Below are 15,873 nucleotides of genomic sequence, written 5' to 3'. Positions count from 1 at the left end.
AAGTTAGCTTAAAACAATATCGTATTGCTCTTGGCGGAAGCTGCCTTCTGCTTGAAGGGTAATTGGTTTGGCGATGAAGTCACCTAGTTGCGCCAAAAATTGATTTTCTTCCTCTAGAAATAAATCAATCACATCGGGCGCGGCTACGATTCTAAATTCACGAGGATTAAATTGGCGATGCTCACGCACAATCTCACGTAGGATTTCGTAGCAAATGGTTTGAGCAGTTTTTATCTCGCCCTTGCCCATGCAGGTGGCGCATGGCTCACAGGTGATATGGGCCAAAGATTCGCGCGTCCTTTTACGAGTCATCTCGACCAAACCTAGAGCAGAAAATTCACTTACTGAAGTACGGGCATGATCACGCTCGAGATTGCGTTTTAGCTCATGCAGCACGGACTCTTGATGGTCTTTGCCCAGCATATCGATGAAGTCAATAATGATGATGCCGCCGAGGTTACGTAAACGTAATTGGCGAGCAATTGCTTGAGCAGCCTCTAAATTGGTTTTAAAGACAGTGTCATCTAGATTGCGTGCGCCAACATAACTTCCTGTATTGACATCAACGGTTGTCATTGATTCTGTCTGGTCGATCATCAGATATCCACCAGACTTAAGATCTACTCTTCGACCCAAAGCTTTATTAATTTCGGCATCAACATCAAATAAGTCAAAAAGCGCGCGTTCACCACGATGCAATGTCAGCTTACCTAATAGGTTAGGCATATACAAATTCGCAAATCCTTTGAGCTTCTCAAAATTTTCTGCAGAGTCAACCCGAATTTGCGTTGTATCTTCACCGGCCACATCACGCAGGACTCGCTCAGCAAGGCTGAGGTCTTGATAGAGCAGGCTCGGAGCAGGTTTGTGCTTCATTGCTACCCGAATGTTTTCCCAGGTTGTACGCAGGTAATGCATATCGTGCAGAAGCTCGGCATCAGATGCATCTTGGGCGCTAGTGCGCACAATAATGCCCCCTTTTTCATCATCTGACATAAGCCCTGCAAGTCGAGCCTTAATTGCTTCACGTTCTTCTGGTTGGTCAATCCGTTGCGATACGCCGATGTATTTTTCGGTGGCAGGATCGCTGCCTGCTGGTGGTAGATATACCAAGTTGCGGCCAGCAATACTAAGTTGGGTTGTAAGGCGAGCACCTTTGGTGCCCAGGGGATCTTTTAGGACCTGCACCAAGAGCGTCTGTCCTTCGAACAACAGCTTTTCAATTTGCGCCTGCGGATTATTTTGGGTGATATCAGCAACGTGCATAAAAGCAGTGCGCTCAAGACCAATTTCAATAAAAGCAGATTGCATGCCAGGAAGTACGCGTACGACTTTGGCTAAATAGATATTGCCAACGATTCCCCGTTGACGAGTACGCTCGATTTGTAACTCTTGAACAGCGCCTTGCTGGATTAAAGCAACCCGTGTTTCTTGGGGAGTGATGTTAATGAGGATTTCTTCATTCATATGCATTTCACTTGAGCGCGCTCTAATAGTTGTGCAGTTTCAAATAGGGGTAGCCCCATGATACCGCTATAGCTGCCCTCAATTGCAGGGATGAATGTGCCACCAAGCCCTTGAATGCCATAGGCCCCAGCCTTTCCAAAAGGCTCCCTGCTGGCAATATAAGAATCAATCTGTTCTTGGGATAGCTTGGTAAATTGCACTTTGGATACTTGCACCAGGCAAAGCGGTTTTTCGCTTGGACTGATAGTCAATGCAACAGCTGTGAGTACTTCATGAGTTTTACCGTTAAGCATCTTTAAAATCCGCTCCACATCTGCGGCATCGGTAGGCTTGCCTAATATCTCTCCCTCACTGTTATTAGGCAGGCTAACTGTTGTATCGGCACATAAGATCGGAGCCCATGAAAGCCCACTTTTTTGCCAGCGTGCTAAAGCAACAGCGCTCTTTGCTAAGGTCACACGCTCAACATAAGCCCGAGCTTTTTCATGGGGCAGGGGAGTTTCGAGGCTTTCAGTATCTTCACCTGGGCTAGGCAATAACATCTCAAATCGCACACCCATTTGCTTTAATAACTCTTGGCGACGTGGGCTTTGTGAAGCCAGATAGATAAAAGAAAACACAGCATTACTCACGATGGTATGGGTGCCCTTGCAAAATCGTCCAAGCACGATAGAGTTGTTCAACCAACATCACTCTTGCCATGGCATGCGGCAAGGTTAGGCTAGAAAGGCGCCACATGGCCTGTGCATTGGATTTCAGGCTAGGATCTAAGCCATCGGCACCACCAATTAAAAAGGTGATATCAACACCTTCCTGGCGCCATGTAGCTAGCTGGGTGGCTAGGTTTTGCGTAGTTTGATCTTTGCCGCGCTCATCTAGAGCAATTACTTTTGATCCCTTTGGGATGGCAGCAGTAATCTTGATGGATTCTTTGGCTGGCGTGAGATCAGGTTTGATCTCTTTAATTTCAATGCTGCAATCCGCTGGCATGCGTTTGACATAGTCATGAGTTGCTGTAGCAACCCAATCTGGCATTTTGTGGCCAACAGAAACAATAGTTAGGCGCATTGACTAGCGAATCAATTATGAAGAGTATTGCTTACTCGTCGTCTTCAAGTTCACTTGCTTTAACAAGTCCTTTGCTACCAGCTAATTTGACGCGCACAGGCTTGGCGCCCCACATGCCTTCTAGTTGGTAGTAAGAGCGCAGCATCGGCTGCAAGATGTGAACAACAATATCACCGCAATCTACTAGGACCCATTCACCAGTCTCCAATCCTTCGATAGAGATCACTTCGCCACCTTTAGCGTTGACATCTTCTTTCACTGACATCGCTAGTGATCGAGTTTGACGATTACTTGAGCCAGTAGCAATGATCACGCGATCAAATAACTCACTCAGTTTCGTGGTGTCGTAAACGCGAATATCCTGCGCTTTAACGTCCTCTAGAGCATCAATAATGACGCGTTGTAATTTACGTAAGTCCATGGTTTCTCAATGATATTTTTTCAGTATTTAGGAAGATCTTAGCTTGATTACTGGTACAGGCCTAGATTTGTAATGATTTGTAGGGTGTGGGAGGAAATTGCCTCTGACTCAATCTGGCTTCGAGCCGGTGTTTTAAGGCGTTTACGTAGCTCGGTAGAGGAAAGGTCTACCGATAGGCTTTCATCTATATAGATGAGGCCAGATGGCTGCTTTTCAAGTGCGACTGAGTCCATTATCTGATGCGCTTTCAGTAATTCCTGAATTTCAGTGCTCAGCCCAGCATTCAGATCGTAATGTGGCCGACTTGCCACTGCAAAGTTGATGTATTGAAATAGATCGCGCCACGAGTGCCAAGTCGGAAGTTGGATGAGTGAATCCGCCCCCGTCAACCAAATCAGACTTGCTTTGGGCCCAAAGCGCTCTCTAAGTGCTTTGGCAGTATCAATGGTGTAGCTTGGACCAGCACGTTCTATCTCAATACGGTCAACACCAATACGGGTTGGAATTTTTAAATATAAGAAAACTCGGGCTAAATCTTTGGCGGCTGCCTCGGTTAGCTGAAAGCGAATTTCTGCAGGCGTAATGCCTGAACCTTTTTGCCAGGGCTCACCGCTGGGAATGAGAAGTAATTCATCTAATTGCAATGTTTCTGCAAAGTGAGTTGCTAGCTTTAAGTGGCCTACGTGGGGTGGATCAAACGTTCCCCCTAAGATGCCGATTCTCTGAGTAGTGCTCAACCCAACCAATCCCGTGGTTTGAGGTAATAGTCATACAGCTTAGCCTCGGGTGTACCAGGCTTTGGTTGCCAGTTGTACCACCACTGCACTACTGGCGGCATCGACATTAAGATCGATTCAGTGCGACCACCGGAATGCAGTCCAAAGATCGTGCCCCGGTCAAATAAGAGGTTGTACTCAACATAACGACCGCGACGGTACTCTTGGAACGACTTTTCTTCTGGCGTGAATGCGTCCTGATAACGACGCTCTACGATCGGCAGATAAGCATTGATAAACGCATCACCTACGGCCCGTGTCATCGCAAAGCTTTTCTCAAAACCAAGTTCATTAAAATCATCAAAGAACACGCCGCCAATACCGCGTGGTTCTTCACGATGTTTGAGATAAAAGTACTCATCACACCATTTCTTAAAGCGAGGGTAGAGCTCTTCGCCAAATGGATCAAGTGCATCCTTAGCGGTCTGATGAAAATGTTTGCAGTCTTCGTCAACGCCGTAATAAGGCGTAAGGTCAAAGCCACCACCAAACCACCAAACTGGTTCTTTATCAGGGGCTTGCGCAATAAAGCAGCGCACATTCATATGGGTGGTAGGGGCTTTGGGATTGTTGGGGTGAAAAACTAGAGACACTCCCATGGCTTCAAATTTGCGACCAGCTACTTCGGGGCGGTGATGAGAGGCAGAGGGTGGCATTTGATCACCACGGACGTGTGAGAAACCAACCCCGCCTTTTTCTAGAATATTGCCGCCATCTAAAGTGCAGGTCCGACCATAGCCTTTGAGTTTGCTGTCTTCAGGCTTGTGCCATTCATCAGCAACGAAAGCTTTGCCATCAAGTGCGCTCATCGCGCTCGTAATGCGATCTTGTAGGCCTAAAAAGTAATCCTTTAGGGCTGCGATATCAATTTGGGTCTGAGTAGATGTCAAGGGATAACCTCTGTCTTATTTAACCGCGCGATAGCCAATATCTTTGCGATATTGCATGCCATCAAAACGAATGTGATTAATTGCTTCGTAAGCTTTTTGCTGAGCACCGCGAACAGTATCTGCAAGGCCGACTACACATAAGACGCGACCGCCGGAAGTCACGATCTTGCCATCTTGTAGTTGAGTACCCGCATGAAAAGTAATTTGATCTTCAGTGTCGGCTGGAATGCCAGTAATCACGTCGCCATTACGCGGAGTCTCTGGATAGTTATGGGCCGCTAGCACTACACCTAATGCAGTGCGACGATCCCATTCCAACTCAACTTCATTGAGCTTGCCATCTACTGCATGGTCTAGCGCATTGACAAGATCGCTCCGTAAGCGAGCCATGATGGGTTGCGTTTCTGGGTCTCCCATGCGGCAATTGAACTCCAAAGTCTTGAGCTTGCCGTCTGGAGCAATCATCAAGCCAGCATATAAGAAGCCGGTATACGGAATGCCATCAGCTTCCATGCCCTTGACGGTTGGCATGATGACTTCACGTAATGCCCGCGCATGAATTTCTGGGGTGACAACAGGGGCAGGGGAATAAGCACCCATACCGCCAGTATTGGGGCCTTGATCAGCATCGAGTAAGCGCTTGTGATCTTGGCTAGTTGCTAGTGCAAGAACATTTCTGCCATCAACCAGCACAATAAAGCTGGCTTCTTCACCAGTTAGAAATTCTTCGATCACAACACGCGCACCGGCATTGCCGAACTTATTATCCGCAAGCATCATGTCGACTGCAGCATGTGCTTCATCCAGACTCATGGCTACTACCACGCCCTTACCAGCAGCAAGACCATCAGCTTTGATCACGATTGGCGCACCTTTAGCATCGATATAGGCATGTGCTTCAAGAGCGCTAGAGAAGGTTTGGTAATCCGCTGTTGGAATACCGTGCCGCTTCATAAATGCCTTGGAGAAATCTTTAGACGACTCGAGTTGGGCTGCTAATTGGGTTGGACCAAATATACGTAAACCATTATTACGGAAAACATCAACAATGCCGGCTGCCAAAGGAGCTTCTGGTCCAACAACCGTGAGGTGAATCTTTTCACGTTTAGCAAAGTCTGCTAGTTCTTGTAAGCCAGTAATTGGTAGATTCTCAATACCAGCAGTAGCTTGCTTAGCAGTGGCAGTGCCACCATTGCCTGGTGCTACAAAGACAGTTTGTACTTGAGGCGATTGTGCAAGCTTCCAAGCTAATGCATGTTCGCGTCCGCCGGATCCAATCAGAAGAATTTTCATAGCTAGCTGTGACTTAAATAGGTTATGAGGAAATAGTTGTTTAAAGAGCAGCGTTCGTAAAGACTTCTTGAACATCATCTAGATTTTCAAGCGCATCTAATAGTTTTTGCATACTCTCTGCCTGCTCACCCTCTAGGGCAATCTCAGTCTCAGGACGCATTGCTACCGTAGCCAATTCAGGTTTGAGGCCTGCTTGGTTTATGGCATCTTGTACCTTAGAGAAGTCTGGTACTGGAGAGAGAACTTCAAGCGAGCCATCATCATGCGTAATGACATCTTCGGCGCCAGCATCTAAAGCAACTTCCATGAGTTGATCTTCACTCGTGCCTGGTGCGAATAACATTTGACCGCAATGCTTGAATAGAAAAGCCACTGATCCTTCGGCGCCCATATTGCCGCCATTTTTATTAAAAGCATGGCGAACTTCAGCAACGGTGCGGGTGCGGTTATCGGTCAAGCAGTCAACAATAATCGCGGCACCGTTAATGCCATAACCTTCATAGCGAATCTCTTCGTAGTTCACACCTTCAAGCGAGCCAGTGCCACGCTGAATTGCTCTTTGTACGTTGTCGTTCGGCATATTGGAATCTTTAGCTTTATCAATAGCTAAACGCAAACGAGGGTTGGTTGCGACATCGCCGCCACCAAGTTTGGCTGCAACAGTAATTTCTTTAATGAGTTTGGTCCAAATCTTGCCGCGTTTTTCGTCTTGACGACCCTTGCGGTGCTGAATATTGGCCCATTTCGAGTGGCCGGCCATACGGGTAATTCCTTTTAATAATTTGGCTAGAAGTCCTCATTTTAAGGGGTTCTAGACCAAAGGTAGAGGGTTAGGAGCCATTTTTTGTTACACTTTCATCTCTTAGCAGTAACAAAGCATCAAAGTTAAGCAGAATTTCCACTGCAAACACCTGCCTCGGTGATGGAATTGGTAGACGTGCCGGACTCAAAATCCGGTGCCGCAAGGCGTGGCGGTTCGAGTCCGCCCCGAGGCACCACTCAAATGACGGTTCAGTCTTTGGGTTTCTTCAAAAACTTAAATTTCGTACGAATCCGATTCGTTATTCATAGCTTGCTCGACAATTTTCTTAGTTAAGGTCGGCGAGAAGAGCTCAATGAAGGTGTACACGAAGGAGCGTAGATAAGCACCTTGTTTGACGCCAAGGTGGGTAACGTTATTGCCAAACAGGTGACCTGCTTGAATTACTTTGAGGTTCCGATCTCTATCTGGATCATAAGCATGACCAGCAACGATACCGATGCCCATACCAGTTTCTACATAGGTTTTGATCACGTCCGCATCGATCGCTTCCAAAATAATATCTGGCGTGATATTTCGTTGTGCAAAGGCAGCATCAATTTTGCTGCGGCCTGCAAAGGCTTTGTCATAAGTGATGATGGGGTACTTCGCAATCTCTTCTAAAGTAACCGTTGCTTGATTGAGGAGTGGATGACTTAATGGCACCATCACTACGTGATGCCATTGATAGCCAGGCAATGCAAGGACTCCAGGGGTATTGGCAATACCTTCAGTGGCAATGGCAATATCTGCACGATCATGTGTCAACAACTCTGCAATTTGTCCCGGATTGCCTTGTTGAATGCTAACGCGTACCTTTGGAAAGCGTTTTGTAAATTCTGTGAGCACTTTAGGAAGTGCATAGCGAGCTTGTGTATGTGTGGTTGCAATAACAAAGCTACCTTGGTCTTGGCTTGCAAAATCTTTGCCAACCCGCTTTAAGGTCTCGACTTCATCCAAGATGCGCTCAATTGAGCTCAGAATTCTTTTGCCTGGCTCAGTAAGTGAGCGAATCCGTTTGCCATGGCGACGAAAGATCTCCACTCCCAACTCATCCTCAAGCTCAATGATCGCCTTTGATACTCCAGGCTGAGAAGTAAAGAGTGCCTTAGCGGCTGTTGTCAGATTGAAGTTTTGTCTAACTGCTTCACGTACAAAGCGAAATTGATGAAGATTCATAGGGATTCCTGTCTATATATCAACAAAGATATAGGAATCAAATTCTAAATGAAATTTGGGTATTAAGCCTTAGATACCCAGCGTAATGCTGCTATGGCAAGCAGTAGGTAGAGGAGGGGCGGTGTTAATGCCGTCATAAAGGCAGGCCAGGAACCAAGAAGTCCCACATTTGAAAATAGGGAATTAAAGAGCTGGAAGCTCATACCAAGCATGATGCCGCCAAAAACCTTAATACCTACGCTACCAGCACGAACTTTTAAGTAAGCAAAAGGTAGGGCCAAAGCTAGCATTACAAAAATCGTAAAGGGGTAAACCACTTTTTTCCAAAAAGCGATTGAGTGGCGTTGCGCATCTTGTTTGTTATCACGCAAATGGGAAATAAATCGACCCAAGCTAACGATAGACATTTTTTCCGGGCTAATCAGTAGCACGCTCAAAATTTGTGGCGTGACTTCAGACTCTAAAGTCAGTATGGGGTGCGTAAATGTTTGCGCAGAGAATGCCGCATTTAATGGGTCAGATTGTTTTGTCTCTTTGAAGCGAGTTTCGACCACTTCATTGAGCACCCAAATGCCAGCTTCATCAAATTGGCCTGATGCAGCAGTTCGAATCGAGAGTAGGTTGTAGGTGTCATCGAATTCATACATTCGAATATTACGGATTTCATTATCCTTATCGACTTTCCCGACGTTCACGTAACGAACGCCAGGCCGAACAGGCCCGCTGCCATCTGCATCGCGCAGCCGATCCTTGACCCAGACACCTGTTCTAAATTGAGAGGAGTAAGCAGATCCCAATGCTTTCATTCGCACTCGCTCTGATTTAGATTCAGCATAGGGACCAATCCATTCGCTCATCAGGAGAGTGAGAACTACGAGTGGTAATGAAATTTTGGTGAGGGTGATGAGACCTCGCTTCACATCTAGGCCCGCAATACGTAGGATAGTAAATTCTGATTGACTAGCAAGCATGGCAAAAACATAGATACTGCCAATGAGTCCTGCGATCGGAATAATTTCAGAGATGCGGCTTGGTGCCTTTAAGACAACATGCAATAAGGCCAAGGGGAGGGTATAGCCACCTTGCACAGAGCCGAGCTCACTCAAGATATCAAAGAACAGAAATAGGGCAACTAGCGCAAATAAAATAAAACCAAAAGCCGCATAAATTTGTTTGGCTAAATAACGCTCATAGATAAAAGGAAAGAGCAGCTTCATTTATTTCCAAAGCCAGCAGGTAGCTGACGGCGCCACCACTTTAAGGAGGGGTTGATGCGGTTGCGGATTAAGGCAAAGGCAATGAGAAATGCTAGAACATGAATTGGCCAGATGCCAACAAACATACTTAATTTTCCTTGGGACACAAAGTTTTGTGTCAGATTCAGCAAGTTGCTATAGATTAAATAAATTAACACTGCATAGAACATGGCGGTGTAGTTACCTAGTCTTGGGTTGACATAGGCTAGTGGAATCGCAATCAACACCAACCCCAGTGCCATCAGCGGTAGACCAATGCGCCACAGTAATTCAGCACGATTAGGATTAATGACGGTTGGGCTTTCGTCATTAAGTAGTTCAGAGATCGTTTTTTCTCGATCACGTGGTGCCGGGGCAAGCGCTTCTTTACTGCGAATTTTGGTGCTGTACTCATCAAATTCCAGAATTCTGAAATCGGGCTGGGTAGGTTGGCCCTCATAGCGCCGGCCGTTATGGAGAACAATGGATTTCTCCCCGCCTTCCGAGTTTTGAATGTAGCCAGTTGAAGATACGGCAATGCTTAACTTGCCACCCTTGGAATCGGCGACAAAAATATTTTTTACTTCACTCTTATCGATATCTAATTCTTCAATAAAAAATACACGCTCTGCTTTTGCTGATTCTCTAAATTGTCCAGCGCTTACCATTGAGACGTCATCGCGCTGTTGAAAGCGTTGACTAATAAGAGTGGATTCGCGATTAGCCCACGGCCACACAAATAAAGCTAGGAGAGCAATGATGATGATGAGTGGAGTTGCAAACTGCAGAATAGGGCGAATTAAATTCGTAATGCTCAAGCCACTGGCAAACCACACAATCATTTCTGAGTCTTTATACCAACGTACTAAAACAATCAGGGTTGCAACAAATAGGGATACGGTTAGCAGGACGGCCAGGTAACCAAGGGTAGCGAGTGCAATTAATACTAGGGCGTCTTCTGGATTGACGGCGCCATTCGCTGCATAGCCCAAAATTCGGATAACCAAGGTTGTGACCATGATGGTAACCAGGACCAAAAAAACACCACCAGTCGTAAAACTGAGTTCGCGGCGGAGGGCTTGGTTAAAAATCATGCGAAGCTATTTATCTGGATTCTGGGGTTATTGGTGGGGTCTATAGGGCTTATATTGGCGCAGATAAAAGAAGTTCATCTCATGTCGGAGGATAATGGATAAAAGTGCCGTTTTAGTAATTTCCTACCCTCTGAATCGACTTAACCATACCGCAATAGATTATGACAATTCAATTTAGTACCAAGATTTTCCCTCAAGCTGACCTCCAAAGCGTAAAAGCCTTAAATTCCAGTCTAAAAAGCCTGCTGGCTCAAAGTTCTGACTGTTTGGTTCTGGGCTATTCCAAAGCAGACTTAGATAGTTTTAGCGGCACAAAAGCTGCGAAAAGTAAGGCTGGCTTTTTGGCTGAGCTAGATCACTTGCTAGGCGGTTCAGTAGGCCATGCCAATGCACTGGGGGATCTGGATGACAAACAATCTTCCGTCTGCCTCTTGCGCGCTGAAAAATCTTGGGCTACGAATGGCGTAAAGGCAAAGCGAGTTCTCTTGCTGGGTACAGGTGACTTACATCTAGAGAGTGCACGCAGTCTGACCAGCTTTTCAAAAGTGGTACGCGCTGGATTAAAGGCATTAAGTGGCGGATCGATTGAGAATGCACTCTGGTATGTGCCGAGCTTTGGACAAAAAGCAGAATTGATCGCTGAAGAAGTTCGGCTAACAATTCAGTATGCCGGTGATCAAGCCTATCGTTTTGGCGTACGTCAACCGGCTATGAAATTTAAAGCCAAAGACAAAGCCGACACTTTTAAGCATTTAGTGTTTGCCGGCAATAACGCCTGTGCTAAGGAGCTCAAGTCTGCGGTAGAGCAAGGACTTGCAATGGTTGAAGGTATGCACCTCGCAAAAGATTTGGGCAATCTTCCGCCAAACGTTTGCACCCCGACTTACTTGGCTAAGACAGCTCAAGGCCTTAGCAAAAAAGTTGGCCTGAAAGTCGAAGTGCTAGGCAAAAAGCAAATAGAAGCTTTGGGTATGGGCTCATTCCTGTCGGTTGCTCAAGGATCTGAAACGCCTCCTCAATTTATTGTGATGCGTCATCAAGGTGGTAAGGCTGGCGATGCGCCGATTGTCTTGGTGGGTAAAGGTATTACCTTTGATACCGGTGGTATTTCATTAAAACCAGGCGAAGCCATGGATGAGATGAAGTACGACATGTGCGGTGCAGCTTCAGTCATTGGTACTTTGTATGCGGCTGGCTTGATGAAGCTTAATAAGAACGTGATTGGCGTGATTCCAACTTGCGAGAACATGCCATCTGGTCAAGCAACTCGTCCTGGCGATATTGTGAAGAGCATGTCTGGCCAAACAATTGAGATTCTCAATACGGATGCTGAGGGCCGTTTGATTTTGTGTGATGCACTCACTTATGTTGAGCGCTTTAAGCCGAAGGCGGTAATTGATATAGCCACATTAACTGGCGCATGCATCATCGCTTTGGGTCATGTACATAGCGGCTTGTTTTCAGATGACGAAGATTTGGTTAACGCGCTGACCAAAGCAGGCAAAGCTTCCTTAGACACCGTCTGGCGCTTGCCCCTGGATGCGGCTTACCATGAGCAGCTCAAGTCTAATTTTGCTGACGTTGCCAATATTGGTGGGCGTCCCGCAGGTAGTGTTACAGCAGCCTGCTTCTTGTCGCGTTTTACCGAAAAGTACAAGTGGGCTCACTTAGATATTGCTGGTACTGCCTGGAAGAGTGGGGCTGCTAAAGGCTCTACTGGTCGTCCAGTGCCTTTGTTGGTGAACTTCTTGCTTGAGCAAAAGTAAGTCTTAATAGCAATATGGCCCGCATCGACTTTCATAGCAATGTAGCAGACAAGCTGGAATACGCTTGTCGCCTAACGCGCAAAATTTGGAGCGCTACTGCCGCAGGTCAACCGGTGCGCAATATCGTCATGGTTGGAGAGAAGGCTGATCTTAAAAAATTGGATGAGCTACTCTGGACTTTCAGTAGCACTGATTTTTTGCCGCATTGCTTTATCGATGATGAAGCTGCAAGTGAAACACCAATCGTATTGACCGATGATTTTGCTACTCCAGCTTTATCAGGCGTACCTCATGCCGATGTCATGATTCACTTAGGAATGCGTATGCCACAAGATGTAGCTGCTTTAGTCGCACGCTTTCCTCGCATTGTTGAGGTGGTCACAGTCGATGAGGCGGAACGCCTAGCGGGGCGCGAGCGTTATAAAGCCTACCGCGATCTTGGTCACGAGTTGCACAACTTTGACCAATCTAAGAGTTAAGGTATGTTGATTCATCCTCAGTTTGATCCAGCGGCGATTCGGATTGGATCATTTGCAATTCATTGGTATGGCTTGATGTATCTCATGGCCTTTGCACAGTTTCTATTGTTAGGCCGTTTACGTATTCGTGCGGCACGCTATCAAGCCCTAGGTTGGAGTTATAAAGACCTTGAAGATCTTCTATTTTCAGGAGTCTTGGGTGTTGTTCTCGGCGGTCGTCTAGGGTATGTCTTGTTTTATATGCCCGGCCATTATCTTGCCAACCCTTTAGATATTCTGAAAATTTGGGAAGGTGGGATGTCTTTCCACGGTGGATTGCTTGGTGTTCTAACTGCGTTGTATTGGTTTGCCAAAAAACGGAATACTACTTTTTTTGTGGTGAGTGATTTAGTGGCGCCTTTAGTGCCATTTGGTTTGGCCTTTGGAAGATTAGGTAACTTTATTAATGGCGAGTTGTGGGGGCGACCCACAGATGTGCCTTGGGCCATGGTATTTCCTTTGGTCGATAACCTCCCGCGCCACCCCTCTCAAATCTACCAATTTCTGGGTGAAGGAATTTTGCTGGGAGTAGTGCTGTGGATTTACTCTAGTAAGCAACATCGCATAGGCCAGGTCTCAGGACTGTTTTTATTAGGCTACGGCATCTGTCGCTTCTTAGCTGAATATGCACGCGAGCCAGATGCTTTTCTTGGTCTCTTAGGTCTCGGTTTATCGATGGGCCAATGGCTATGTATACCGATGATCCTTTTTGGCCTCTACCTGATGACGGCATTTAAATCGAAGTCCTAGGCATAAAAATTTGCCTAGGGATTGAGGTGATTATGTTGCAACGCAACAATATCTAAATACCTATATTCTCTAGATACAATCACAGCTTCATGGATTTCCTTGCCTTTGCAGGAATACATTGATTTACCGTTTTTGTTAGTTGTATTTCTGAAAAGACCTCATGCTTGAAAAGTTAGCAAAAGCCCGTTATTTTTCGCGCGTCACCGGCGCTGTGAATCGCCTCATTTCTGAGCGCGGTGAGTCTAATGCCGTCAGCATGGCTGATGAGGTGATTCATAATTACCGCAAGTTAACAAAAGATCAGCACGCTAAGTTTTTTACTTTCTTATTTCAAAAGCTCAATCCTGATCCTGTAGCAGTGATGGCTGCTGCTCAAAACTTTTCTGCCGAAGGCAATGCTCGCAACTATATTAAATTGCAGCGAGTTGCTGAGCCACCAAGGCAAGAATTATTTCGTCGCTTAAACCGCGCAACCGATGGTACTGCTGCATTGGTGGCGATGCGCCGCGATCTGTTGCAATTGCTCGATAAACAGCCTGAGTTAACTGCAGTAGATTTTGATTTACGCCATCTTCTTTCTTCCTGGTTTAATCCAGGCTTCTTAAAGATGCACCGCGTTGATTGGAAGTCACCAGCAGAAGTGTTGGAAAAACTCATTCAGCATGAAGCAGTGCATGCGATTGATGGCTGGGATGACCTGCGCCGCCGCTTGCAGCCTGATCGCAGATGCTTTGCTTTCTTCCATCCTCAGTTGCCTAATGAGCCATTGATCTTCGTTGAGGTGGCATTGCTGCCTGAGATCCCTGCAGTGATTACCCCACTTGTGGATAAAAAAGCAGAAACAGTGCACCAGACTTCCAACTACAAAGTGGCAGCTTTTTATTCCATTAGTAACTGCGAGCCTGGATTGCGCGGCGTCTCTATGGGCAACTTCTTGATTAAGCGAGTTGCTGAGCAATTACATGCAGAGTTTCCTGGGCTGAAAACTTTCGTGACCTTGTCACCGATTCCTGGATTTATTGATTGGGTAGCTAGCGGCGCTGATATCGGCGGTGAAAAAGCCAGCGTGCAACTCAAGCCTGCTATCAGAATGGCGCGAGAACAAGCATTAGAGACTATTGGGCTTGAGAAGCGTTCTTGGACTGAGCGCTTAAGTGCTGGATGGCATCCTGACAATGCCACCGAAAAAGAAAAAGCGGCATTGATGTGTCTCGCAAGTATTTATTTGGGTCTCGGCTCTGCCGGTCGTAATGGCAATCCGGTTGCTAAGTTTCACTTAGGCAATGGCGCTAAGCTTCATCAAATCAATTGGGCGGGAGATCTTTCGCGCAAGGGGCTACGCCAATCAGCAGCATTAATGGTGAATTATTTGTACGATCTTTCTTCTGTGGAGGAAAACCACGAGCGGTTTACCTTGGGTGAGATCGATTATTCAAGGGCGGTGGGCCGTTTAATGACGCTCTAAATAGGAATTGAGGAGGAGGCACCCAAAGGCAGAATTCAAAGAGTATTCGCCTAGGGGCTCATGGAGTAAGCTAAGCGTCACAAAGCAGTAAATAAGAAGGCATTATTGATGCCTAAATGTTGTGTATATAGCCAATAAAAATGGCAAGTGGAGGAGACAAAAATGTTGAAGCAATTAAAATTTTCAAGCCTTGTAAAGCAGTTTCTATTCTTAGCTTGTGCTGCACCCTTGATGGTGATTGCGCAAGAGTGGCCTAATAAGCCGATTACTTTTATCGTACCTTTCCCTGCGGGTGGTGGTACAGATGCTTTTGCAAGACCGTTGGCTGCACAGTTGACTAAACAGTTGGGTAAGCAAATCATTATTGATAACCGCGGTGGTGCAGGTGGTACCCTCGGCGCCTCGATTGCAGCCAAAGCAGCTCCAGATGGTTATTCCTTCTTTGTGGGAGCAGCACACCATGCGATTGCTCCAGCGATGTACCCAAATTTAGATTACGACATTGAGAAGAGCTTTATTCCAGTGGCGATGATTGCAAACCCTCCTCAAGTCATCGTTGTAAATCCGAAGAACGTACAAGTTAAGGATTTGAAAGAGTTCATCGCGCTTCTGAAAAAGAACCCTGGCAAATTCAACTACGCTAGTGCAGGTAATGGCTCTTCACATCACTTGGCTGGTGAACAGTTCAAGATGTTGACAAAGACGTTTATTACCCATATTCCATATCGTGGCGCTGGCCCAGCAATGCAAGACCTGATTGCCGGTCAAGTTGACATTGAGTTTGATGGTTTAGGTTCATCCGCTGCGCAAATTAAGAATGGCTCCATTGTTGCCCTGGCAGTGGCTTCACAAAAGCGTGCTCCAGGATTTCCGAATGTGCCAACAGCTGCAGAAGCAGGTCTAGTCGGTTATGAAGTATCTACTTGGTATGGCTTATTTGCACCTAAGGGTACCCCTCAACCAATCATCGACAAGATGATTGTTGAAGTACAAAAGGCTATCAATAATCCAGAACTAAAAACCATTTGGACCAATAACGGATCTGACACTCCAAACTTGACAGGTGATGCATTTGGTAAGTTTGTCAATGCCGATATCAAGCGTTGGGCTGCAGTGGCTAAAGCTTCTGGCGCCAAGTTGGATTAATACCTG

At 46.3% G+C, this 15,873-nt stretch carries 15 protein-coding genes, 1 tRNA gene and 1 pseudogene; 6 read left to right on the top strand and 11 right to left on the bottom strand.

The features are described 5' to 3' along the window. Window positions 1-3 precede the first annotated feature (3 nt). The 8 genes and pseudogenes from rng to ICN13_RS09420 form a co-directional block, all read right to left on the bottom strand. Window positions 4-1,467: a ribonuclease G gene (gene rng / locus ICN13_RS09455; RefSeq protein ID WP_216140096.1), complete on the bottom strand. Its 1,464-nt coding sequence runs from the start codon at window positions 1,465-1,467 to the stop codon at window positions 4-6. Next, a complete protein-coding gene (locus ICN13_RS09450) occupies window positions 1,464-2,099 on the bottom strand; it encodes a nucleoside triphosphate pyrophosphatase (RefSeq protein WP_370622978.1) in 636 nt (211 codons plus the stop codon). Before ICN13_RS09450 ends, rng begins: the two co-directional genes overlap by 4 nt. Beyond that, window positions 2,092-2,535, bottom strand: coding sequence for a 23S rRNA (pseudouridine(1915)-N(3))-methyltransferase RlmH (gene rlmH, locus ICN13_RS09445; protein WP_216140095.1), 444 nt, complete (start codon window positions 2,533-2,535; stop codon window positions 2,092-2,094). Before rlmH ends, ICN13_RS09450 begins: the two co-directional genes overlap by 8 nt. Before the next feature lie 34 nt (window positions 2,536-2,569). Continuing rightward, a pseudogene (gene rsfS / locus ICN13_RS09440) lies at window positions 2,570-2,956 on the bottom strand (ribosome silencing factor); the annotation flags it as partial. 47 nt (window positions 2,957-3,003) lie between these two features. After that, window positions 3,004-3,693 (bottom strand): nicotinate-nucleotide adenylyltransferase, encoded by a 690-nt coding sequence (locus ICN13_RS09435; protein ID WP_216140094.1) that lies wholly within the window; start codon window positions 3,691-3,693, stop codon window positions 3,004-3,006. Further along, window positions 3,690-4,601: an oxygen-dependent coproporphyrinogen oxidase gene (hemF, locus tag ICN13_RS09430; protein ID WP_216140124.1), complete on the bottom strand. Its 912-nt coding sequence runs from the start codon at window positions 4,599-4,601 to the stop codon at window positions 3,690-3,692. The genes ICN13_RS09435 and hemF overlap by 4 nt, the downstream gene beginning before the upstream one ends. A gap of 36 nt (window positions 4,602-4,637) precedes the next feature. Then, window positions 4,638-5,915 (bottom strand): phosphoribosylamine--glycine ligase, encoded by a 1,278-nt coding sequence (purD, locus tag ICN13_RS09425; RefSeq protein ID WP_216140093.1) that lies wholly within the window; start codon window positions 5,913-5,915, stop codon window positions 4,638-4,640. 40 nt (window positions 5,916-5,955) lie between these two features. Continuing rightward, on the bottom strand, window positions 5,956-6,675 hold the full coding sequence (locus ICN13_RS09420) for a YebC/PmpR family DNA-binding transcriptional regulator (protein WP_216140092.1): 720 nt from the start codon (window positions 6,673-6,675) through the stop codon (window positions 5,956-5,958). Window positions 6,676-6,828: 153 nt separating this feature from the next. Here ICN13_RS09420 and ICN13_RS09415 point away from each other — a divergent pair. Next, window positions 6,829-6,913 (top strand) — tRNA-Leu (locus tag ICN13_RS09415). A 38-nt stretch (window positions 6,914-6,951) separates the two neighbouring features. Here ICN13_RS09415 and ICN13_RS09410 read toward each other — a convergent pair. From ICN13_RS09410 to lptF, 3 genes are all read right to left on the bottom strand, one after another. Further along, the gene (locus ICN13_RS09410) at window positions 6,952-7,893 is read right to left on the bottom strand and encodes a CysB family HTH-type transcriptional regulator (protein ID WP_216140091.1); all 942 of its coding nucleotides are present in this window, start codon (window positions 7,891-7,893) and stop codon (window positions 6,952-6,954) included. Window positions 7,894-7,955: 62 nt separating this feature from the next. Further along, window positions 7,956-9,110 carry an LPS export ABC transporter permease LptG gene (gene lptG / locus ICN13_RS09405; RefSeq protein WP_216140090.1) on the bottom strand — a complete coding sequence of 385 codons (1,155 nt, stop codon included), beginning with the start codon at window positions 9,108-9,110 and terminating at the stop codon, window positions 7,956-7,958. Beyond that, a complete protein-coding gene (gene lptF, locus ICN13_RS09400; RefSeq protein ID WP_216140089.1) occupies window positions 9,107-10,222 on the bottom strand; it encodes an LPS export ABC transporter permease LptF in 1,116 nt (371 codons plus the stop codon). The genes lptG and lptF overlap by 4 nt, the downstream gene beginning before the upstream one ends. A gap of 161 nt (window positions 10,223-10,383) precedes the next feature. Between lptF and ICN13_RS09395 the strand changes: the two genes are divergently transcribed. The 5 genes from ICN13_RS09395 to ICN13_RS09375 all read left to right on the top strand — a co-directional run bounded on the left by ICN13_RS09395 (window position 10,384) and on the right by ICN13_RS09375 (window position 15,867). Then, entirely contained in the window at window positions 10,384-11,988 is a 1,605-nt protein-coding gene (locus tag ICN13_RS09395) for a leucyl aminopeptidase (RefSeq protein WP_216140088.1), read from the top strand. Window positions 11,989-12,002: 14 nt separating this feature from the next. Beyond that, complete coding sequence (locus tag ICN13_RS09390; protein WP_216140087.1) at window positions 12,003-12,467, top strand: DNA polymerase III subunit chi; 465 nt, start codon at window positions 12,003-12,005, stop codon at window positions 12,465-12,467. A gap of 3 nt (window positions 12,468-12,470) precedes the next feature. Continuing rightward, on the top strand, window positions 12,471-13,256 hold the full coding sequence (gene lgt, locus ICN13_RS09385) for a prolipoprotein diacylglyceryl transferase (RefSeq protein WP_216140086.1): 786 nt from the start codon (window positions 12,471-12,473) through the stop codon (window positions 13,254-13,256). Window positions 13,257-13,416: 160 nt separating this feature from the next. Then, window positions 13,417-14,721, top strand: coding sequence for a malonyl-CoA decarboxylase domain-containing protein (locus ICN13_RS09380; RefSeq protein WP_216140085.1), 1,305 nt, complete (start codon window positions 13,417-13,419; stop codon window positions 14,719-14,721). A 162-nt stretch (window positions 14,722-14,883) separates the two neighbouring features. Continuing rightward, window positions 14,884-15,867, top strand: a complete 984-nt coding sequence (locus ICN13_RS09375; protein WP_216140084.1) for a tripartite tricarboxylate transporter substrate binding protein — start codon at window positions 14,884-14,886, stop codon at window positions 15,865-15,867. Window positions 15,868-15,873: the final 6 nt, after the last annotated feature.

This window comes from Polynucleobacter sp. MWH-Berg-3C6 (assembly GCF_018881855.1).
In the GTDB taxonomy this organism is placed as follows: domain Bacteria; phylum Pseudomonadota; class Gammaproteobacteria; order Burkholderiales; family Burkholderiaceae; genus Polynucleobacter.
This window is presented reverse-complemented; position numbering and strand designations above follow the sequence as displayed.